18 protein-coding genes are annotated in these 20,574 nt (G+C 72.4%); 9 read left to right on the plus strand and 9 right to left on the minus strand.

Annotation, left to right across the window (positions count from 1 at the left end; all coding sequences use genetic code 11):
• Positions 1-15 precede the first annotated feature (15 nt).
• The 4 genes from B4N89_RS15070 to B4N89_RS15085 form a co-directional block, all read right to left on the minus strand.
• Complete coding sequence (locus tag B4N89_RS15070) at positions 16-990, minus strand: phosphotransferase (protein ID WP_078976353.1); 975 nt, start codon at positions 988-990, stop codon at positions 16-18.
• A gap of 169 nt (positions 991-1,159) precedes the next feature.
• Positions 1,160-1,963 (minus strand): HAD family hydrolase, encoded by an 804-nt coding sequence (locus B4N89_RS15075; RefSeq protein ID WP_235618623.1) that lies wholly within the window; start codon positions 1,961-1,963, stop codon positions 1,160-1,162.
• Positions 1,964-2,843: 880 nt separating this feature from the next.
• Positions 2,844-3,731, minus strand: a complete 888-nt coding sequence (locus B4N89_RS15080; RefSeq protein WP_078976355.1) for an LLM class flavin-dependent oxidoreductase — start codon at positions 3,729-3,731, stop codon at positions 2,844-2,846.
• Between the two features lie 50 nt (positions 3,732-3,781).
• Positions 3,782-4,381, minus strand: a complete 600-nt coding sequence (locus B4N89_RS15085) for a TetR/AcrR family transcriptional regulator (RefSeq protein ID WP_078976356.1) — start codon at positions 4,379-4,381, stop codon at positions 3,782-3,784.
• Positions 4,382-4,577: 196 nt separating this feature from the next.
• Here B4N89_RS15085 and B4N89_RS15090 point away from each other — a divergent pair, with 196 nt between their 5' ends.
• The 4 genes from B4N89_RS15090 (at position 4,578) to B4N89_RS15100 (ending at position 8,078) form a co-directional block, all read left to right on the plus strand.
• Positions 4,578-5,969, plus strand: coding sequence for an MFS transporter (locus tag B4N89_RS15090; protein WP_101897305.1), 1,392 nt, complete (start codon positions 4,578-4,580; stop codon positions 5,967-5,969).
• Between the two features lie 110 nt (positions 5,970-6,079).
• Positions 6,080-6,868, plus strand: coding sequence for a FadR/GntR family transcriptional regulator (locus tag B4N89_RS15095; protein WP_078976358.1), 789 nt, complete (start codon positions 6,080-6,082; stop codon positions 6,866-6,868).
• Positions 6,865-7,245, plus strand: coding sequence for a hypothetical protein (locus tag B4N89_RS51380; RefSeq protein WP_235618624.1), 381 nt, complete (start codon positions 6,865-6,867; stop codon positions 7,243-7,245). The genes B4N89_RS15095 and B4N89_RS51380 overlap by 4 nt, the downstream gene beginning before the upstream one ends.
• A complete protein-coding gene (locus B4N89_RS15100; RefSeq protein ID WP_235618625.1) occupies positions 7,239-8,078 on the plus strand; it encodes an MFS transporter in 840 nt (279 codons plus the stop codon). The genes B4N89_RS51380 and B4N89_RS15100 overlap by 7 nt, the downstream gene beginning before the upstream one ends.
• A gap of 669 nt (positions 8,079-8,747) precedes the next feature.
• On the opposite strand, the gene B4N89_RS15105 is transcribed toward B4N89_RS15100, so the two are convergent.
• Both B4N89_RS15105 and serS read right to left on the minus strand, forming a co-directional pair.
• Positions 8,748-9,545: an HAD family hydrolase gene (locus B4N89_RS15105; protein WP_078976359.1), complete on the minus strand. Its 798-nt coding sequence runs from the start codon at positions 9,543-9,545 to the stop codon at positions 8,748-8,750.
• Positions 9,542-10,819, minus strand: a complete 1,278-nt coding sequence (gene serS / locus B4N89_RS15110; RefSeq protein ID WP_078976360.1) for a serine--tRNA ligase — start codon at positions 10,817-10,819, stop codon at positions 9,542-9,544. The genes B4N89_RS15105 and serS overlap by 4 nt, the downstream gene beginning before the upstream one ends.
• A gap of 131 nt (positions 10,820-10,950) precedes the next feature.
• Here serS and B4N89_RS15115 point away from each other — a divergent pair, with 131 nt between their 5' ends.
• Positions 10,951-11,766 carry a phosphatase PAP2 family protein gene (locus B4N89_RS15115; protein WP_078976361.1) on the plus strand — a complete coding sequence of 272 codons (816 nt, stop codon included), beginning with the start codon at positions 10,951-10,953 and terminating at the stop codon, positions 11,764-11,766.
• Positions 11,767-11,796: 30 nt separating this feature from the next.
• Positions 11,797-13,458, plus strand: a complete 1,662-nt coding sequence (locus B4N89_RS15120) for a diacylglycerol kinase family protein (protein ID WP_161500723.1) — start codon at positions 11,797-11,799, stop codon at positions 13,456-13,458.
• 23 nt (positions 13,459-13,481) lie between these two features.
• On the opposite strand, the gene pheA is transcribed toward B4N89_RS15120, so the two are convergent.
• Entirely contained in the window at positions 13,482-14,432 is a 951-nt protein-coding gene (gene pheA / locus B4N89_RS15125; protein ID WP_078976363.1) for a prephenate dehydratase, read from the minus strand.
• 185 nt (positions 14,433-14,617) lie between these two features.
• Here pheA and B4N89_RS15130 point away from each other — a divergent pair, with 185 nt between their 5' ends.
• On the plus strand, positions 14,618-15,403 hold the full coding sequence (locus tag B4N89_RS15130; protein WP_078976364.1) for an ABC transporter permease: 786 nt from the start codon (positions 14,618-14,620) through the stop codon (positions 15,401-15,403).
• On the opposite strand, the gene B4N89_RS15135 is transcribed toward B4N89_RS15130, so the two are convergent.
• Positions 15,373-16,191 carry a BRO family protein gene (locus B4N89_RS15135; protein ID WP_143657972.1) on the minus strand — a complete coding sequence of 273 codons (819 nt, stop codon included), beginning with the start codon at positions 16,189-16,191 and terminating at the stop codon, positions 15,373-15,375. The genes B4N89_RS15130 and B4N89_RS15135 overlap by 31 nt on opposite strands.
• 329 nt (positions 16,192-16,520) lie before the next feature.
• Here B4N89_RS15135 and B4N89_RS15140 point away from each other — a divergent pair, with 329 nt between their 5' ends.
• Positions 16,521-16,838: a hypothetical protein gene (locus B4N89_RS15140; RefSeq protein WP_143657973.1), complete on the plus strand. Its 318-nt coding sequence runs from the start codon at positions 16,521-16,523 to the stop codon at positions 16,836-16,838.
• Entirely contained in the window at positions 16,832-18,448 is a 1,617-nt protein-coding gene (locus B4N89_RS15145) for an alpha/beta hydrolase (RefSeq protein WP_078976367.1), read from the plus strand. Before B4N89_RS15140 ends, B4N89_RS15145 begins: the two co-directional genes overlap by 7 nt.
• A gap of 4 nt (positions 18,449-18,452) precedes the next feature.
• Here the strand turns inward: B4N89_RS15145 and B4N89_RS15150 are convergent, their stop codons facing one another.
• Positions 18,453-20,528: an FGLLP motif-containing membrane protein gene (locus B4N89_RS15150; RefSeq protein ID WP_078976368.1), complete on the minus strand. Its 2,076-nt coding sequence runs from the start codon at positions 20,526-20,528 to the stop codon at positions 18,453-18,455.
• Positions 20,529-20,574: the final 46 nt, after the last annotated feature.

Here is a 20,574-nt window from a genome sequence, read left to right on the forward strand (position 1 = left end):
AGGGCGCTCGGCCGCTCAGCCCAGGAAGGCTTCCAATACCTCGTCGTAGGCCATCGTCCACCACACGATCAGCGCGGCGGAGGCGGGGAACAACGGGGCACAGCGCGGGTCGTGTTCGAGGTAGTGCCGGGTGAGCATCCAGAAGTCGTTCAGCCGCTCCCACCACAACCGGTGCACGGCGGCGGCGAGTTGGGTCGGCCCCGGATCCAGGATCGCCCGATATCCGGCGACGAAGCCGCGCACCCGGTCGAGGTCGAGCGTCCCCGAGATGCGGTCGGTGAAGAAAATCAGCGCGGCCCGGACCAGTTCCTCGGTGTGGGGCAGCGCGGCGAGCCGGTCCCAGTCGATGATCGCCACCGGGTCGTTGTCCCGGTAGAGCACGTTGAGCGGGTGGAAGTCGCCGTGCACGTAGCCGGTGTGCGGCGCGTCGTGGTCGCGCGGTCGCCGGTGCGCGTGCCGCAGCAGCAGCGCGCGCCGCTCGATCAGGCGCAGTTCGGCGAGCCGGTCGAAGGAGTCGTTCTCGGGTCGGGCCCGGATCCCGGTGAGCAGGCGCTCGATGGTGACCAGGGATTCGTGCGGGTCGGCGGTCGGGACGAGGAGCGGCTGCTGGATGGGAGGCAACAGACGCGGCAGCGTGACGTGTACGCCGCCGAGCAGCGCGCCCACCCGCGTACACCCCCGGGCGTCGAGTTCGGCGCCGCGCCGATGGATGCCGTCCACCCAGGGATACAGGGCGAACCAGCGGCCGCGCGAGGACAGTACGGTGCGCCCGCGCCGGTCGGTCACCGGTGCGATCGCGGGTATGCCGCAGGCGGCGAGCCGCTGCGTGGTCCGGTGCTGGAATCGGATCGTGTCGGGTCGTTGGTCCAGATAGTGCTTGAGAAACCAGCGTCCCCTGGTGGTGACGACCTCGTAGCCTCGGTTGAGCAGGCCCTCGGCGATGGGCCGGAACGAGAGAGCCTGGCCGACCCGATAGCGGTCGATCGTCACAGCCAGTGGGGACCCTGGCCGAGAGGGGGAATACACAGCGTCAATCTATGTCACGGTGAGCAATCACGTAACTACTCTGTGCAACCTTCACGCGTAAGCGTGTCTTTGGCGTCACGCGTTCGTGGAGCCGGTTGGTCCGTACACCGAAACCGGCCGCCATGCCGCCCCCTCAGCCGAACAACTTTTCCAACACCTCGGCCACGCCGTCGTCCTGATTGCTCCCGGTATGCCGGGTCACCGCCGCCAGTACGTCGGGATGTGCATTGGCGACCGCGTAGGCCTGTCCGGCCCAGGCGAGCAGCGGCAGGTCGTTGGGCATGTCGCCGAACGCCACCACGTCCTCGGTGCGGATACCGCGCTGCGCGCAGAACCAGGCCAGCGTACTGGCCTTGCTGATGCCGAGGGCACTGATCTCGACGAGAGCGATCGAGGAAGAGTGGGTGAACTCCGCGTACGCCCCCGCCCGGTCGCGGGCCAGCGCGAGGAACACGTCGGGGTCGAGGCTGTGGTGTCGGGCGAGCAGCTTGAGCACCGGGCCGGTCAGCAACTCCTCGACCGGACCCACCGCGTGCACGATCGACACGTCGCGCTCCAGCGCGGGATAGGTCGGCTCGTGCATGAAGCCGGTCTCGGTCTCCACCGCGAAGGTGACGTCGGGCACCGCCTCGCGCAACAGCCGACTGACCTTGCGCGCGGCGGTGACGTCCATCGTGTGGGTGCCCACCACCCGCTCGCCGCGCAGGTCGTAGACCACCGCGCCGTTGCCGCAGATGGCCAGTCCCCGGTGGCCGGTGACCTCCGCGACGCGCTTCATCCAGCGGGGCGGCCGGCCGGTGACGAAGACCACCTCCGCACCCGAGGACTCCACCAGCTCCAGAGCGGCGAGCGTACGCGCGGAAATGGACCCGTCGTCACGCACGATGGTGCCGTCGAGGTCGGTGGCCACTAGACGTGGGCGATTCGTGATGGTCACGGGTACATCCTCGCTCGAAAACGATTCTCCGAGCACGGCGGTCCCCACCCGGGCCGGGTGGGGCCTGCGGCGTCGCGCCGGGGCTGGGTGGGGGCCGGGGCGTCGCGCCTGGCCGGGTCGGATCCGGCGGCAGCACACCGGGCCTGAGTCGGAATCGCGGTGTTGCTTTTTGTTGGGCGCTTCGCGCCGGCTCGCGAGGCACCGCTTTTCTGCTCCCCCGCTTCGCTCCTCCGCAGAAAAGCGGCACCCCGCTCGCGGCTGTGCGCCCCTCCGCTTCGCTCCGGGTCGCCCAGCCCAAAAAACAAGCGGCGGCTCCGCCGCTCTCCGCGCTTCGCGCGTCGATCACCACCTCGGCCCCACTCGTGGGCGCTGACGCGCCGACGGGATGCGCCGACGACTCGGGTCGCCGGGCAAGGCCCACATCGCGGCGGTGGTCAGGTGGGGTGGGACGCGCGTCGTGTCGCGAGCCTGGCGTCCCCGACCGCTCGTCCCCCGTGGCGCGTCAGCGCCCACGACCCGGGCTGCCCACGCGATCGACGCGCGAAGCGCGGAGAGCGGCGGAGCCGCGGTTTTGTGGGTCGGATGGCCCGGAGCGAAGCGGAGGGACAGCCGGCCCCGAGCGAGGGGCCGCTTTTCTGCGGAGGAGCGAAGCGGGGGAGCAGAAAAGTGGTCCCTCGCGAGCCGGCGCGAAGCGCCCTACAAGAAGCAACGCGGCGCCCGCGACTCCGCCCGCCCACGGGCTTTTTTCGCGAGTCGGGCGTTGCGACCGCCACCCCCGCGGCGCGCCGGCGCCCACGCCCCAGGCCACCCACGCGATCGACGCGCGAAGCACGGGAGCAGAAAAGTGGTCCCTCGCGAGCCGGCGCGAAGCGCCCAACAGTCAGCCCAGCTGCCCCAAACCCTCACACGCGATGCGCTCGAACACCGCCTGGTCCGCCGCAAAAACCGAATCCGGAATCGGCCAGTGAATGGCCAATTCGGTAATGCCCAGCTCCCGGTAGCGCCCCGCGTAGTCGACGAACGCGTCCATCGAGTCGAGTGGGCGCTCCAGGGTCGAACCCTGGAGGAGGACCCGCTCCAACTCCTCCGGCTTGCGGCCCTCGCTCGCGCAGATGTCGGACAGCCGGGCCAATTGCTCGGCGATCACCTTCGGGCAGACCTCGGCCGGCACCCCCTTGGGGTCGCGGGTGTCCCCGTAGGTGATCCATCCCTGGCCGTGCCGGGCGGTCAGGCGCATCCCGCGCGGCCCGGTGGCCGCGAGGTACATGGGCACCCGGGGCCGCTGCCGGCCGCCCGGGATCATCCGCACGTCCTCGGCGGTGTAGTAGGTGCCCCGGGAGGTCACGGCCGGTTCGGACAGCAGCCGGTCGAGCAGGGGGACGAACTCGGCGAGCCGATCCGCGCGCTCCTTCGGGGTCCACGGCTGCCCGCCCAGGGCGGTGGCGTCGAAGCCGTTGCCGCCCGCGCCGACTCCCGCGATCAACCGGCCGCCGGAGATGTCGTCGATGGCGGCGAGGTCCTTGGCGAGGGTCACCGGGTGGCGGAAGTTGGGCGAGGTGACCATCGTGCCCAGGCGCAGCCGCTCGGTGGCCGCGGCGGCGGCGGTGAGGGTGGGGATCGCGCCGAACCAGGTGTGCTCCCGGAAGCTGCGCCAGGACAGGTGGTCGTACGTGTACGCGGCGTGGAAGCCCAGGTCTTCGGCCTGTCGCCAGATCTTTCGGCCCTCGGTCCAACGGTGGATCGGGAGGATCACAGTGCTCAAACGCATCCGTCGACCATACGTGCCCGGTCGGGTCGCCCCCGCGGGCCGGCCTGCCGCTACCGCACGAACGCCCCCGCCCGGGTGGCCGCCTCGGCCGCCGCCGCCGCGCGGTCCGCGCTCGCCTCGTCGAGCGGGTCGCCACTGGCCAGGAGTCGGTAGTACAGCGGCGCCGACACCGCCCGGATCACCTCGTGCGGATCGGTGCCCACCGGCGCCTCGCCGCGCTCGATCGCGGCGGTCACACACGGCGCCCATTCACCCACGCGCGTGGCGTAGAAGGCGTGCAGCGCCGCCGCGGTCCGCGCGTCGCAGGTCGCCGCCGCGATCACCGCCTTGAACAGCGCGCCCTGGCGCTCGTCCACCAGCGTGCGGCGGACCAGGTGCGCGTTGGTGCGCAGGTCGCCGAGCAGCGAGCCGGTCTCGGTTCGCGACACCGAGCTGTCCGCCATCTCCACCAGCAGGTCCGCGACCAGGCCCGTGGCGCTGCCCCAGCGCCGGTACACGGTGGTCTTGCCGACCTCGGCGCGCTGTGCCACCTCGGCCAGGTCCAGTCCGGCGAAGCCCCGCTCGGCGAGCAGGTCCCCGGCCGCGCGCAGGACCGCCTCGCGCACCCGGGCGGTGCGTCCACCGGGGCGGACGGTGCCTTCCGATGTCATAACGGGACTCCTGTTCCATTAAGTCGATCCATCGTGCTACCTTCTGAGCATCTTAACGGGAAAGAAGACCCGTTAACACGTCGGATCCGCTCGGGAGGCGCACATGTCCACGCTCGATCACCGCACCAGGCCCGTCGAGGCCCCACCCGTCACCCCTGCCGAGCCGACCGACGCGGCCGGTTCGACCGGCGCCCGGATGACCGGGCAGCAGAAGCTGGTGCTGACCCTGCTGCTGGGCGCCCAGTTCATGATCGCGGTGGACTTCTCGATCCTGAACGTCGCACTGCCGGTGGTCGGCGAGGGTCTGGGCTTCTCGCTGAACAACCTCCAGTGGGTGGCCACCGCGTTCGCGCTGACCGCCGCCGGCTTCACGCTGCTGTTCGGCCGGGTGGCCGACCTGTTCGGCCGCAAGCGCCTGTTCCTGGGCGGCATGGCCCTGCTCGGCGCCTCCTCCGCCCTGGGCGGTTTCGCCACGTCCCCCGAGATGTTGCTGATCGCCCGGGTGCTCCAGGGGCTGGCCACCGCGGCGGTGACCCCCGCCGGTCTGTCGCTGCTGACCACCGCGTTCAAGGAGGGGCCACAGCGGGATCGGGCGCTGGGTCTCAACGGTGCGCTGATGTCGGCCGGCTTCACCGCCGGCGCGGTGCTCGGCGGGCTGCTCACCGATCTGCTGTCCTGGCGCTGGGCGTTCTTCGTCAACGTGCCCGTCGCCGCGCTGGTGCTGATCCTCGCGCCGTCCGCGATCACCGACTCGCGGCCCAGCGGGCGGCCCCGGCTCGACGTGCCCGGCGCGATCGCGGTCACCGGCGGTCTGCTGGCCCTGGTGTTCGGCCTCACCCAGGCGGGCGCCGAGGGCTGGGGGCAGCCCACCACGCTCGGCGCGCTGGCCGCCGGTGCGGTGCTCCTCGTCGCGTTCTGGTTCATCGAGCAGCGCTCCACCTCGCCGCTGGTCCCGGTCGGCATCATGAAGCGCCGCACCGTGCTGTGGGGGAACATCACCGGCCTGATCGCCTTCGTCACCGAGACCTCGCTGGTCTTCCTGCTCACGCTCTACCTGCAGGAGGTCCTGGGCTACTCGCCGCTGGCCACCGGGCTCGCCTTCGGTGTCCTGGGCATCGGCACCGTGCTCGGCGGCACCCTCGGCGGGCGGGTGGTGGGCCGCTTCGGCACCCGCACCACGATCGTCGCGGGCGGCGTGGTCCAGGCGCTGGCCACCCTGTCGCTGGTCGCGCTCGGCAACTCCGGCGGCTGGATCTGGCTGCTGCTCGCGGCCACCTTCGTCGGCGGGGTGGGCAACATGCTGATGATCGTCGGCTTCATGATCACCGCGACCTCCGGCCTGCCGGACGCCGAACAGGGCCTGGCCACCGGCCTGGCCACGATGACCCAGCAGGTCGGCATCACGATGGGCATCCCGATCATGAGCGCCATCGCCACCGCGCGGATGAGCTCGCTCGGCGACACCGGGCCCGACGCGGTGTTGTCCGGGGTCGCCGTCGCGATCCTGGTCGACTCGGCCCTGGTTCTGCTCGGCGCCCTGCTCGCGGCGGTGTTCCTGGCGCCGCGCCGGGACCGCGACCGGGTCTGAGGGTGGGGCCGGGTCCGAGGTGGGGGCGGGAACGCCCCCACCTCGGTATCGCATGTGGTGTGCAGCTACTTGTAGGATGACTGGGCAACCCCACGAATCCAGGAGGGTCCATGTCGCTCCAGGCCGCCGGCAGACGCTCGCTCGTCGACGACGCGATCGACCAGCTCCGCGCCCAACTCACCGCCGGGACCTGGCCGGTCGGCTCGCGCATCCCCAGCGAGAGCGTGATCGCCGAGCGGCTCCGGGTCGGCCGGAACACGGTGCGCGAGGCGATCCGGGTGCTGGTGCACGCGGGGATGCTGGAGTCCCGCCAGGGCGACGGGACGTATGTACGCTCCCTCACCGACCCGGGCGACCTGGTCCGCCGGATCGAGCACGCGGACCTGCGGGACATCTTCGAGATGCGTCGGGCGCTGGACGTGGAGGCCGCCCGGCTCGCCGCCCAGCGGCGCGACCTCGCCGACCTGGAACGGATTCGCCGCGCCCTGGCCAGGCGCGGCGCGGCCGACGGCAGCGCGGACACCCCCGAGCCGCACGACTTCGACCGCGGCGAGGTCGCCGAGGGCGAGTTGGACGACCTGGTCGAGCAGGACGTGGCCTTCCACACCGCGATCGCGATCGCGTCGCACAACTCGGCGATGGTGGCCACGTACCGCTGGTTCAGCGACTCGCTGTGGCGCGCCATCCGCACGGTGGTCGGCGACGGCACCCTGCCGGACGCGTCGCACGCGCTGCACGTGGCCCTGGCCGACGCGATCGAGGCGGGCGATCCGGACGCGGCCGAGCGGGCCGTACGGGAGATCCTCGAGCCCGCCGTGGTGGCCCTGGACACCCTGCTGCACGACCGTGCCCCGCACGACCCCCCGACCGAGCACCATCCGATGGAGCACGACGCATGAGCACGACCGACCTGCGGATATCCCCGAACGCCAAGACCACCGCGAAGGCCGGCGGTGGCGCGCTGTTGCTCGCGGGCATCGTGTTGATCGCGCTGAACATGCGGGCCGGACTGTCGAGCGTGTCGCCGCTGGTGGGCGAACTGCGCGACGTGTTCCACCTGTCGGCTACCACGGGCAGTCTGATCACCGCGATACCCGTGTTGTTCCTGGGCCTGATCTCGCCGCTCGCGCCGGTCGCGGCGCGGCGGTTCGGCACCGAACTCGTGCTGCTCGGCGCGCTCGTCGTGGTGGGCGCCGGGATCCTGCTGCGGATGGTGCCCGCGCTGGGCGCGCTGTTCGCGGGCGGTGCGCTCGTGGGGGCGGGATCGCGGTGCTGAACGTGCTGATGCCGGGTGTGGTCAAGCGCGAGTTCCCGGATCGGGCCGCGGTGATGATCGGGGTCTACAGCGCGGCCATGGTGCTCGGCGCGGCGGTCTCGGCGGGTGCGACGGTGCCGCTGGAGAACGCGATCGGGCACGGCTGGCAACCGGCCATGGGCTGCTGGGCGCTGCTCGCCGTCGCGGCGGTGGCGGTCTGGCTGCCGCACGTCCGGCGCCGGCGCGGGGCCGCGGCGGGCGCGATGCCGCATGTGGCGGGGCTGTGGAAGTCGCCGCTGGCCTGGCTGGTGACGGGCTTCATGGGTCTGCAGTCGCTGCTGTTCTATGTGCTGCTGGCCTGGATGCCGACGATCCTCACCGACCACGGGATGAGCAAGGGCACCGCGGCGGCGATCTTCGCGTTCAACACCTTCGTGCAGATCCCGTCCTCGCTCGCGGGGTCGATCATCGCCGGCCGGATGCGCAACCAGAGTGCGCTGGTGGTCGGTTCGGTCGGTCTGGTCGCGGCCGGGTACGTGGGGCTGATGCTCGCGCCCACGGGCGGGGCGTGGCTTTGGGCGGTGCTGCTGGGGCTGGGGCAGGGCGGTGCGGTGTCGCTGGCGCTGACCCTGATCGTGTTGCGGTCGCCCGATTCGAATACGGCGGCGCAGTTGTCCGGGATGGCTCAGGCGGTCGGCTACGTGGTGGCCGCGTTCGGGCCGTTGGCGGCCGGGGCGCTGCGGCAGGTCACCGGGGGGTGGACGGTGCCGATCGTGGTGATGCTGGTGCTGTGTGCTTGTGCGGTGGGGTGCGGGGTGGGGGCTTCGCGGCCCGGGCATGTGCGGGTGGGGTGAGGGGTTTTTGTGCCCACCCGCCCGGCCCGTTGCGTGAGCCGGGAAGGCTGCGGATTTCGGGCATCGGGGGCGCCCTCTGGGGCCTCGCGGCCGGATGAGGTGCCTCGGGCCTCCGGCCCGGGCTCCGCGCTCGGGCTCCGATCCCACACGCGGACTCCGGCCCGGGTGTCGGGCTCCGGGTTCGGGCGTTGGGTTCGGGCGTTGGGTTCGGGCGTTGGGCTCGGGGTTGGGCTCTTGGCCTGTGTTCGGGCCCGGGCGCGGGTGTCGGGCTCCGGCTCGGGTCCGGGTGTCGGGCCGGGGCGTTGGAGTCCGGTTGTCGGGTGTTGTGGTCTGGGGCCGGCTCGGGGGGTTCGGCTCCGCTCGGGTCCGGGTGTCGGGCTTGGGCGACGGAGTCCGGGCCTCGGGTGTTGTGGTTACGGGTCGGGCTCGGGGGTCCGGCTTCGGCTCGGGCCGCCCGGGTGTCGGGCTTGGGCGATGGAGTTCGGGCCTCGGGTGTTGGGGTCAGGGGTCGGGCTCGGGTGTCCGGCTTCGGTTCGGGCCGCCCGGGTGTCGGGCTCTGATGTTGGAGTCCGGGCCTCGGGTGATGTGGTTGCGGGTCGGGCTCGGGGGCCGGGCTTCGGCTCGGGCCGCCCGGGGGTTGGGCTCTGGTGTTGGAGTTCGGGCCTGGGGTCAGGGGGTGGGGAACAGGCGTTCCAGGACTACCGCTACGCCGTCCTCCGTGTTGGACAGGGTGACCTCGTCCGCGACGGCGAGCAGTTCGGCGTGGGCGTTGGCCATGGCCACCCCGTGGGCCGCCCAGCGGAACATGGTGACGTCGTTGGGCATGTCGCCGAACGCGATGGTGTCCGCGGCCCTGGCCCCGAGCCTGCGCGCCGCCAGGGACAGGCCGACCGCCTTGCTCAGCCCCACCGGCAACGCCTCGACGATGCCGGTACCGGCGTGCGTGAGGTCGACCAGACCGGCGCAGATCTTCCGGGCGCACGCGGTCAACCGGTCGTCGTCGTAGTCCGGGTGGTACAGGTAGAGCTTGAGGATCGGCTCGGACCACAACTCCTCCCGGTCCGCCACGGTCTGCACCGGCAGCAGGGACTCGTAGCGGTAGCCGTCCTCGATCACCACCCGACCGGCCAGACCGTCGCGGCTGACCGCGAACCGTACCCCGCCCAGTTCGGCGGTGAGTCGTTCCACGGCCAGCCGGGCCAGTTGCCGGTCCAGGGTGACCGAGGTCAACAGCCGGTCCTCGCCCGCGTGGTAGACCTGCGCACCCTGACCGCAGACGGCGAGCCCCCGGTAGCCGAGCGCGTCGAACACCGGACGGGTCCATCCCACGGCGCGGCCCGTCACTATCACGTGCCGCGCACCGGCCTCGGCGACCCGGACGAGCGCCGCGCGATTGCGCGCGGAGACCGTGTGGTCCTCGCGCAGGAGCGTGCCGTCCAGGTCGGTCGCGACCAGGGTGAAGGTCACGCCTGCACCGGTTCGAGGACCTCACGACCCCCGAGGAAGGGCCGCAGCGCCTCGGGGACGACCACCGAGCCGTCCTCGCGCTGGTGGTTCTCCAGGATCGCCACGATGGTGCGGGGCACCGCGCACAGCGTGCCGTTGAGCGTGGCGAGCGGGCGGGTGCCCTGTTCGTCGCGCATCCGCACCTGGAGCCGGCGGGCCTGGAACTCGGTGCAGTTCGAGGTGGACGTGACCTCGCGGTACTTGCCCTGGGTCGGGATCCACGCCTCGATGTCGAACTTGCGCGCGGCGGACGCGCCGAGGTCGCCCGACGCGACGTCGATCACCCGGTAGGGCAGTTCGAGCCGGTTCAGGAACTCCTTCTCCCACGCGAGCAGGCGGCGGTGCTCCGCCTCGGCCTCCTCCGGCGCGACGAAGGAGAACATCTCCACCTTGTCGAACTGGTGCACCCGGATGATGCCGCGCGTGTCCTTGCCGTACGTCCCGGCCTCACGGCGGAAGCACGGCGAGAAACCGGCGTAGCGCAGCGGCAGTTCGGCGGCCGGGATGATCTCGTCCATGTGGTACGCCGCGAGCGGTACCTCGGCGGTGCCCACGAGGTAGTAGTCGTCGGCCTCCAGGTGGAACACGTTCTCCGCGGCCTGGCCGAGGAACCCGGTGCCCTCCATCGCCGCCGGACGCACCAGCGCGGGCGTCAGCATCGGCGTGAACCCGGCCTCGGTCGCCTGCGCGACGGCCATGTTGACCAGCGCCAGTTCGAGCAGCGCGCCGACGCCGGTGAGGTAGTAGAAGCGCGAGCCGGACACCTTAGCGGCCCGCTCGACATCGATCGCCTTGAGCATGCGCCCGAGTTCGACGTGGTCGCGCGGCTCGAAGCCCTCGACCGCGAAGTCGCGCCGGGCGCCGATCTCCTCGATCGTGACGAAGTCCTCCTCGCCGCCGACCGGTGCGTCGGGGTCGATGAGGTTGGCCAGCGACTTGAGCAGCCGGTCGGTATCCGCCTTGGCCTCGGCCTGCTCGGCGTCGGCCGCCTTGACCTCCGCGGCCAGCGTCTGGGCCCGGGTCAGCAACTCCTGCCGCTCGTCGCCCTTGGCCTTGGAGACCTGCTTGCCGATCGACTTCTGCTCGTTGCGCAGCGCGTCGAACCGGGAGCCGGACGAGCGGCGGAGCTCGTCCGCGGCGAGCAGCGCGTCGACGATGGTCTCGTCCTCGCCGCGGGCACGCTGCGAAGCGCGGACACGGTCGGGATCCTCACGGAGCAGTCGCAGGTCGATCACGGGCAAAGCCTACCGGGGCCCCGCCAACGGATTTCGCGACCGCGGCGTCCCGGCACGATCGCGGGCGTTCCGTGTACGACTTCGGCCGCGGAAGTGAACGTACGGGACCGGATTCGGGTTATGAATGAACAATGACCTCCTCCCCAGGCTGGGTCGGCAGGCGCCTCGACCCCGACCGGCGTTTCGGGCTCAGGATGACCCTGGCCGCGCTCGCCCTGCTCATCGGCGCGTTGCCGTTCGGGGTGCTGGCGGCTCTGGTGGAGACCAAGTGGTCGCCGCTGCTCGACCTCGACCGGGACGTCGCGACCGACCTCAACGACTGGGTCCGCGCCCACCCCGCCTGGCAGCACACGCTGCTGTTCCTGACCGACTGGGTCTGGGATCCCAACGTGTACCGGTTGCTGGTCGCGATCATGTGCGGGTGGTTGTGGTGGCGCGGCGCGCGGCGGCTCGTGGTGTGGGCCGCCACGAGCATGCTCCTCGCCGGGCTGCTCGGCGCGCTGCTCAAGTTCGTCTTCACCCGGGCCCGGCCGAACCTGCCGCATCCGGTGCACCACTCCGACGGCTGGTCCTTTCCGTCCGGACACGCGCTGACCGGTGTGGTCGGCCCCGGCGTGCTGCTGCTGGCGCTGCTGCCGCTGATTCCCCGCGTGTGCCGGCCGTTCGCGTGGGTGCTCGCGATCGGCTCGGCGGTGGGCGTCGCGTTCACCCGGGTCGCGCTCGGCGTGCACTACGTGACGGACGTGGTGGGCGGCTGGGTGCTCGGCCTGATCGTGCTCGCGGTGACCTCCGCGGTGTTCGAGTGGTGGCGCCGCGACGCCGGACTGCGCGCGGTGGACGCCACCGACGAGGGCTTGGAGCCGGAGATCGACGGCGACGATCCGGATCCGGAGATTGCACACATTCACCCCGGAACCGACCGTGACTCCCCGCACGGGCGGAACTGAACGATCCATCGCCGGGTAAGAATGTCGGTCATGCTGACCGAAGCAGGACGGTTCCTGCGCCGTATCGTCCTGCCCCTCGCCATATTGACGTTCGTCATGGTGGGCCTCGGTCTGCTCGTCACCAGGACGCTCGACGGCGTGTGGCCGTTCACCGCCGAGGACGACCTGGAGCGCACCCTCGCCGAGCACCGCTCGGGGACCTGGAACGACGTCACGCACGTGTTCTCCACACTGGCCGATACCGGTGTGATCATCGCCACCACGCTGGTCGCGGTGGTGCTGATCCGGATCGTCTCCCGCTCCTGGCGGGGCCCGCTGTTCCTGGCCGGTGCGGTGGCCGGGCAGGCGCTGGTGTTCTGGCTCGTACAACTCTTCGTCTCGCGTGATCGCCCGGGCGTCCCGCGCCTGGAGCAGGCCGCCGCGACGTCGAGCTTCCCGTCCGGGCACACCGGCGCCGCGTTCGCGCTCTACGGCGGGCTGGCCGTGCTGCTGGCGAGCCGACTGCGCCCGCGCGCGGCGGTGGTGTCGGTCTGGGTGCTGCTCGGCGCGATTCCGCTCGCGGTCGCCGGGAGCCGGATGTACCGGGGCATGCACCACCCGAGCGACGTGCTGACCTCGCTGCTCTACGCCGGTGTCGTGCTGGTCGTGATGAACCGCGCGCTGCTGTCCCCGAAGTCGATCTGGGGGTACTGGGGACGTCGCGCCCGACGCGAGGCGCCGACGGGGGCCGGCGGCGGGCGGCCGCGGGCGGCCGTGGTGGTCAATCCGATCAAGCTGGACATCGCCGAATCACGCACCCGGATCGACCGGATCATGCACGACACAGGGTGGGCCGAGCCGCTGTGGCTGGAGACCACGGTGCTCGATCCGGGGGCCGGGGTGACCGCGAAGGCGCTGGCCGAGGGGGTGGACCTGGTGATCGCGGCCGGCGGTGACGGCACCATCCGCGAGTGCGCCGGCGCGCTGGCCGGTACCGACACCCCGCTCGCGGTGATCCCGGCCGGCACCGGGAACCTGCTCGCCCGCAACCTCGGCCTGCCGATCGACATCGCCGACGCGCTGCACGTGGCCCTGCACGGGCGCGATCGACGGATCGACCTGGGCATGGTGGAGGGCAACGCGGAAGCGGACGGGGACACCGGGGCCGGCGCGGCCGAATCCCGCTGCTTCACCGCGATGGCCGGCATCGGCCTGGACGCGGCGATGGTCGCGGACGCGCCGGACGCGCTCAAGAAGAAGGTCGGCTGGCCCGCCTATGTGGTATCCGGCGCCCGGCACCTGCGCGACCGGCGGATGCGGGTGACGCTGACCGTGGACGACGGCGAGCCGATTCGCCGGCGGGCCCGGATGGTGCTGGTGGGCAACGTCGGCGCGCTCCAGGCCGGCATGCAACTGCTGCCCGGGGCCGCGCCGGACGACGGCCTGCTCGACGTCGTGGTGTTCGCGCCGTACGGGATGACCGGCTGGGCGCACGCCACGGTCCGGGTGATAGGCCGGCGGCGCGACCAGGAACCGGCCGTGGTGCCGGTCAAGCAGCAACGGCTGCGCCCGATCGAGCACTTCACCGGTCGCACGGTGCTGATCGAGACCGATCGCCCCGAGCCGCGCGAGGTGGACGGCGACCCGATCGGGCCCGGCACCCGACTGGCGGTCCGGGTCCGGCCCGGGGCGCTGACGGTGCGCGTCCCCTGAGCCGGATCCGGCTGGCGGTCGGGTCAGATCTCGCCGCCGCCGCGAGCGCGCGCGAGCCACTCGGCGGCGTTCGCGAACTCGGCGTCGGAGGTGCCGCGGCGCAGCTGCGGCCGGACCCGGTCGGCGCGCGGGTAGGAGCCGAGGAAGCGTACGGCCGCGCACACCCGGCGCAGCCCCATCAGGGCCTCGCCCACCCGGGCGTCGGCGACGTGGCCCTCGGCGTCCATCGAGAAGAAGTAGTGGCCGAGGCCGTCCCCGGTGGGGCGCGACTCGATCCGGGTCAGGTTGACGCCGCGGACCGCGAACTCCTGGAGGATCTCGAGGAGCGCGCCGGGGTGGTCGTCGACGATGTAGGCGACCACCGTGGTGCGGTCCGCGCCGGTGGGCACGGTGGGCCGGTCCGGGCGCTCGACCAGGACGAACCTGGTGACCGCGCCCTCGACGTCGTGGATGTCGGTGACCAGCGGCACCAGACCGTACGGGCCGGCCGCGAACTCGCCGGCCAGGGCCGCGTCGTAGCGGCCGTCCTGGACCAGGCGCGCGGCGTCGGCGTTGGACGCGGACGAGAACCAGTGCGCGTCGGGCAGGTGGGTCGCGAGCCAGTTGCGCACCTGCGGCTGGGCGTGCGAGTGGCTGGAGATGGTCTTGATGTCGTCCAGGGCGGTGCCGGGGCGGACGAGCAGCGCGAAGGCGATCGGCAGCAGGATCTCGGCGGTGATCACCAGCGGCGCGCCGGTGGCCAACTCGTCCAGCGTGATGGACACCGCGCCCTCGACCGAGTTCTCCAGCGCGACCACGGCGCCGTCGGCGTCGCCCCTGCGCACCGCGTCCAAGGCGACCGGCACCGACTCCATCGGCACGGCCTCGGCGTGCTCCGCACCGGGCAGCATGCGCAGGGCGGCCTCGGTAAAGGTGCCCGAGGGGCCGAGGTAGGTCCAGCGGGGCGCGGCTGCGGGGGTGGGGGCGTCGGACATGTCGTCACTGTACTGAGCCGGCCGGTGTGCTCGTCGTGCGTCCCGTGGTGTGGACGAGGGGCGCGGGCGTGGTGGGCGAACGCGTTGTGGACGAGGCGGCACGTGGTGGGGGACGCGGGGCGCGGTGTGCACGTGGTGTGCCCGCCCGCGCTGCGCGGTATCGCCGAGAGGGTGAGGCTTGGCCTGTGGAAAACGCCTCGACGCTGCTGCCGGTGACCCCGGCGCTGGGGGTCGTCGCCGTGCTGCTCCTGGCCGCCGCGACGGCGGTGGCGGCGCTTGCGCGGCTCGGCCACGGGCGGGCGGTGGTGCTGTCCGGGGTGCGGGCGACGGCGCAGTTGCTGGCGGTGTCGTTCGTCATCACACACGTGGTGGACCGGCTCGGGTTCGCGGCGCTGTTCGTGGTGATGATGTACACCGTCGCGGCGCTGACCGCGGCCGGGAGGGTGACCGCGACGCGCCGGTTGTTCTGGCCGGCGGTGCCGATCGTGGTGGCGACGGGGCCGACCCTGGTGCTGCTGTGGGCGAGCGGACTGGTGCCGGCGAAGGGCATCGTGCTGATCCCGGTCGCGGGGATCCTGATCGGCGGCGCGATGACCGCGACGGTGCTGGCGGGGCGCCGGGCGCTGGAGGAGTTGACACAGCGTCATGGCGAGGTCGAAGCCGCTCTGACCTTGGGTTTCACCGATCGGGACGCGGCGATGGAGATCTGTCGGCCGGCCGCTTCGGGGGCGCTGATCCCGGCCCTGGACCAGACCAGGACGGTGGGGTTGGTGACCCTGCCGGGGGCCTTCGTGGGGATGCTGCTCGGTGGTGCGACGCCGTTGCAGGCGGGAGCGGTGCAGTTGTTCGTGTTGGTCGCGCTGCTACAGGTCCAGGCGGTCGCGGTGGCCTTGACGATCGAGTTGGCGGCGCGGGGACGGCTGGTGCGGGCGGCCTCGGGTCAGGGGGCCAGGGGCGGCTCGGGCACGTAGCGGTAGGTCTGCCCGCGCACCGCCGAGCGCATGGTCGAGTCGCTGACGCCGTACTCGCGGGCGAGCCGGTACACCGACACCCCGCCCCGAGCCCGACGCCGGCAGGCGGCCACGTCCTCGGGGGTGAGGCGGCGTCGATCGCCGGGTGTGGGGAAATCCACGGGCCTGTGGATAACCCTGTGGATATCGCTGTGGACAACCTGGGGATCGTTGTGGGTTTCCGAGGTGGGAGGGGTCGTGTTACGGGTGTCTGTGGACAACGGGGCGGCCGACTCGAAGCCGGCGGTGAGGCGGGCCACGGCCATGGTGTTGATCTCGACGGCCTTGGTGAGGTCTCCGGTGCGCTCGGCGAGATCGGCGATCGAGCCGATGGCGCGGGAGAGGAGCGCGTCCATGTTTTCGCTGGTGGCGGGCGTGTAGCGGCCGGTGCGGCGGATGGTGGGGAGGACATCGTGGGTGACCCAGCGGCGGAAGGGTTTGGCCTCGGGCTTCTTGCTGCGCAGGATCAGCGTGTAGAGGCCGGACTCGCTGACGAAGGTCATGTTCGGATTGCCCCGATTAATTCCGTAAGGATTGCTTACGCTATTCCCCTGACCTGCGGTTTTGCTGACGAATACCGTAAGCTTCTCGTCCGGGTCCAGGATGCTGACCGCCGCGCGTGAGTTGCTGTGCCGCAGGACCTCGCAGACGTCGGCCGCGCAGAACCAAGGCTCGCCGGCGATCATCACCACGCGCACCTGGCTGCATCCGGCGAACGTGAAGATCTCGACCGCGTTCTCGTCACCCATCCCGGTCCCCTGCATGTTTGAAATCGATTATCACGTTTGCCCGAATAACTCCGTGCCATATTGACACGGTATCCACCTGACCTGCGGTTTTGTGGGCGGTTCCCAGCCTGCGGCATGCGCTGCGGCGCGACCGCTCGGAGCGACCCGCGTCCCCCGAATGGCCTATTGCGTTCGCTCGTACGAGTGAACGGGGCGTGGGTGGTCGGTTTTCGGAGTCGAGAGGCAGGTTTGTTCGCTCTCGGGGGATTCGCGGACTGGCCCGCCGGTTGTCTGGGCTCCACGGCTATCGTTGATCTCACGGTGTGACCGGACGACCACGGGGAGGGGTCTTGGCTGGTGGTGGGGGTGCTTCGGCGCGGGTCCGGGTGGAGACCGGGGCGTTGCGGCAGGGGGCGGGGGTGGCCCGTGATGTGGCGGAAGGGTTGCGGCGGGCGGTCGGTGGGCTCGATGGGGTCGTCGCCGGCTGCCCGGGGTTTGCGATCGTGGCGGCGGTCGAGGCGGTGACGGCCGCGTGGGTGGCGCATGTACGGGCGCTCGCCGAGGGTTTCGCCGGGATGGGCGACCTTCTCGTGGCCGACGCCGACGCGCATGATCGGGCCGATCGGGCGGCGGCCGGTGTGTTCGCCGAGGGTGGGCGCCGATGGTGACGGTGGCCGGCCTGCGGGACGCGGCATTGGGCGGGCTTGATCGGGCGGTGGCCGAGTGGGCCGAACTGGCCGCCGCGTTGGACGCGTTGGTCGGGCGCGCGACGACCGGTGTGGGTGGACCGTTGCGCGCCTCGCACTGGACGGGCGCGGATGCCGACGCGGCGGCGCGGACGGTGGCCGCGCGCGGTGAACAGGTCGCGGTGGCGGCGCAGGAGGCCCGGTGCGTGCTGACCGTCCTGGACACGGCCGCCGAGCAGCTTCGGGCCGCCCAGCGCGAGGTGCGGGCCCGCCTGATGGAGGCGGCGGGCGCCGGGTTCACCGTGTCCGAGGACGGGCGGGCCGCGCCGGCCGACGCGGGTCGGACGGCCGACGCGGCGACGGTCGAGCGGCGCCTGGCCGAGCCGGTTCGGCGGGCGGCCGAGATCGACGACCGCTGTGCGCGGGCGCTGGCCCGGTTGCATCCGACCCCGGCGCCCGACTGGGCGGACACGGCCGCCGACCGCGTGGCCGTGACGGCGTTGGCGGGGTTGCGCCCCGGCACGATCCCGAAGGGCGATCCGGCCGCGGCGGCCCGCTGGTGGGCGGGGCTGAGCGCGACGGACCGGGCGCGGTATCAGGCCGCGTACCCGGCGCTGCTCGGCGCGACGGACGGGCTCCCGACGCAGGTGCGGGACCGGGCCAACCGGGTCGCGCTGGCCGAGGCGAAGGCCGCCGTGACCGCCGAACTCGCGACGGCCCGGGCCGAGCGGGACGCGGCGGGTCGGGTCGATGACGCCCGCCGGCGATTGCGGGTCACCGACCTCAAGGGCCGCCTGGCCGCGATCGGGTCGCTGGAGGCCGTCCTCGGCTCCGCCGCCGACCTGTTCCTGATGGGCTTCGACGCCCGGGACGACGGCCGGGCGATCGTGGCCATCGGCAACCCCGACCGGGCCGCCCACACCGCCGTGTACGTCCCCGGCACCGGCGCGCGCTTGGCGCACATCGGCGCGGACGTCGCCCGGATGCGCAGCCTGTGGCAGGCGGCCGGTCGGCTGACGGACCCCGGCGAGGTCTCGGCGATCACGTGGGTCGGCTACGACGCGCCGGACACCCTGGTCCACGCGGTGTCCACGTCCTACGCGGACACCGCCGCGCCGGCCCTCGCGACGTTCCTGCGCGGCGTCGGGGTGGCCCAGGGGATCGAGACGAACCGGCATCTGACGGTGATCGGCCACAGCTACGGCTCGGTCGTGCTCGGGCAGGCCGCCCAGCGCGACGAAGGGCTGTTGGTCAAGGACGTGATCGTCGTCGGCAGCCCCGGCATACACGTGACCCGCGCCGCGGATCTCGACCTCGACCCGCGGCACGTCTGGGTGGGAGCCGCGCACGACGACATGGTCGTCGCCCTCGGCTCCGGAGCGCACGCCCCCGCCGTGGACGGCGGGGGCGGCAGACCCCGGCGGGTCACCCCGGACGACGCGGGGTTCGGCGCCAACCGCTTCACGACCGACGGCGCCGAGGGCCACAGCGAATACTGGTCCACGCGCCGGCCGACCGCCCTGGACAACCAGGCCGCGATCGTCGTCGGGAACTACGCGGCCGTCCGACTCCTGTGGGGAGCGCGTCCGTGACGGGTCAGGGCGTCACCGGCGGCCGGGCCGGCCGCAGGCGGAAGGTCGCCCAGAAGAGCACGGACAACACGGCCGCCCCGGCGAAGAGGTACATCGAGCGCAGCCACATGGTCCGAGTGGTGCCGCCGGCGACGCCCGTGGGGTCGAGCAGGGTCAGCGTGAACAGGAACAGGGCCGCCACGTAGATCGCCGCCCAGGCCCAGCGGTTCCATCGCCACAGCGCGTGGCCGTCCATGAAGCGCATCGGGAGCAGGCCGAAGACCAGGCCGACCACCGAGGCCACGAAGCACTGGGTGAGCAGGTCCTCCGCGAGGACCCACCCGAAGGGGGCGCCGTCGGAGTCGTTCAGGACGTGGGTGACCGGGATGCGCCACACCCACGAGACCACCGCGAGGCCGGCCAGCGACCACGAGCCGAGGGCGATCGCGCGGCCCTCGTCGGCCGGCGACAGTCGGCGCAGGCCCGCCGAGGTGAAGGCCAGGAACAGGCCGTACACATAGCCCGGCGCCATCCCGAGCAGTCGCGACGCCGCCGCGAGGAGTACCGCGACGACCAGCGCCCCCGGCACCAGGTGCGGCAGGGCACGGATGCGCGAGATCCGGCGCCGGTACGCCTCGGCCGGACCCTCGTACACCAGCACCCCCAGCGGCACCGCCGCCACCAGCGCCAGGGCCAGCGCACCGGTCCCGGCGTTCCAGCCCGTGCCGGGTTCCACCGCCACGCACGTGGCCGCCGAGAGCACGACGAAGGCGAGCACCTGCAACTCGGGCACCCGTGGCTGTGATCGTGGTCGGGCCGCCCCCGGCCGCAGTCGGCGCCGGATGCGCAGCCGGTTCTCCGCCCACGTGCGGTTGAACAACTCCGCCGAGAAGCCCAGCACCGGCAGCGCCGCCAGCGCGGTCGCGCCCGCCACGACCACCGGCCGGGGCTCGTCGAACAGATCGGCCGGACTCGGCAGGTTCACCGCCGCCTCCGAACGGTCCCCGACCGGCTCCGCGTCCTTCGTCGCGGCCACCACCGCGAGCTGCACCGACACGTCGCCGTCGTAGCCGGCCCCACCCACACAGGCGACCGTCAACGCGCCCGCGCCATCCGCCAGTCCGCTCGGCACGGTGACCTCGCCCGCGAACCGCCCGTCGGCCGCCACCGGCACCCGCCCGAACTCGTTCGTGCCGTGCCGCACGCTCAATGCCCCGGCCCCGCCGTCGACCGGCCGTCCGCATCCGACGAACCCGCTGCCCTCGACCCGCAGCGGCCGACCCGCCGTCGCCAGCGCGGGGGTCACGGTCAACTTCGGTTCGGGAACCCGGAAGTCGGTCCGCAGCGTGCCGTTGTCCGGCATCCCGGGGCCCTGGGCGAAACAGCTCACGGTGATCGGCCGCGGTCCGCGCGTCGGGCCCTCGGGCACGATGAAGCGATACGAGGTGCCGGCCGGGTCGAAGATGCTGAGCTTGGCGAGGAAGTGCCCGTCCCACGTCACCCGGGCGTCGTCGTCCGCGTTCGACTGGCCGCAGCGCAGATTGGTCCACAACGTGACCTCGGTGCCGGGCAGCCCGGTGGCGGGCTCCACGAGGATGCGCCGGGCGCGCAGGTCGGCCGGCGGGCTCGCGGTCTCCTCCTTGCGGAATTCGTTGATCTCGATCGGCGTCTGCGCGAGGTCGTTCTCCTGGCCCGGGCAGCGCACCACGATCCGGTTCACCGCCTGGACGATCTGCCCCGTCGCCCCGTTCGAGCTGTAGACCGGGGTGGGTATGACGTGCCGAAAGGCGATCGAGTGGCCGGCGTCCACCGGCAGCCCCGCGGCGAGCAGTTCGTCGTACTCGCCGGAACTGCCGCCGTTCACCGACGCGAGGTACACATCCACCGTGTTCGTGGGGCAGCCGGTCAGCCCGGAACCCCGGATCGTCACCGTGTCCCCCGGCCGCACCGCCCCGGTCGGCCCGCTCACCGTGGGCCCGTCGGCCGCCGACGCCGCCGATCCGCCCATCCCGATCGGCGCGAGCGTCAGCGCGATCGCCCCGATTCCGCACCCGACCGCCACCCGGAGCGCGGTTCGCCGCCGCGCCGGTGTCTCGTCCATGATCCCCGCCGTCCCCGACCCCCGTGGCCGAGCACCGATGATGGCG

Source organism: Embleya scabrispora (assembly GCF_002024165.1).
GTDB lineage: Bacteria > Actinomycetota > Actinomycetes > Streptomycetales > Streptomycetaceae > Embleya > Embleya scabrispora_A.

Coding starts and splice junctions, on each gene's coding strand:
- B4N89_RS15080 (WP_078976355.1), bottom strand. CDS start 3,731: ATGCGTTTGAGCACTGTGATCCTCCCGATCCACCGTTGGACCGAGGGC.
- B4N89_RS15085 (WP_078976356.1), bottom strand. CDS start 4,381: ATGACATCGGAAGGCACCGTCCGCCCCGGTGGACGCACCGCCCGGGTG.
- B4N89_RS15090 (WP_101897305.1), top strand. CDS start 4,578: ATGACCGGGCAGCAGAAGCTGGTGCTGACCCTGCTGCTGGGCGCCCAG.
- B4N89_RS15095 (WP_078976358.1), top strand. CDS start 6,080: ATGTCGCTCCAGGCCGCCGGCAGACGCTCGCTCGTCGACGACGCGATC.
- B4N89_RS51380 (WP_235618624.1), top strand. CDS start 6,865: ATGAGCACGACCGACCTGCGGATATCCCCGAACGCCAAGACCACCGCG.
- B4N89_RS15115 (WP_078976361.1), top strand. CDS start 10,951: ATGACCTCCTCCCCAGGCTGGGTCGGCAGGCGCCTCGACCCCGACCGG.
- B4N89_RS15120 (WP_161500723.1), top strand. CDS start 11,797: ATGCTGACCGAAGCAGGACGGTTCCTGCGCCGTATCGTCCTGCCCCTC.
- pheA (WP_078976363.1), bottom strand. CDS start 14,432: ATGTCCGACGCCCCCACCCCCGCAGCCGCGCCCCGCTGGACCTACCTC.
- B4N89_RS15135 (WP_143657972.1), bottom strand. CDS start 16,191: ATGGGTGACGAGAACGCGGTCGAGATCTTCACGTTCGCCGGATGCAGC.
- B4N89_RS15145 (WP_078976367.1), top strand. CDS start 16,832: ATGGTGACGGTGGCCGGCCTGCGGGACGCGGCATTGGGCGGGCTTGAT.
- B4N89_RS15150 (WP_078976368.1), bottom strand. CDS start 20,528: ATGGACGAGACACCGGCGCGGCGGCGAACCGCGCTCCGGGTGGCGGTC.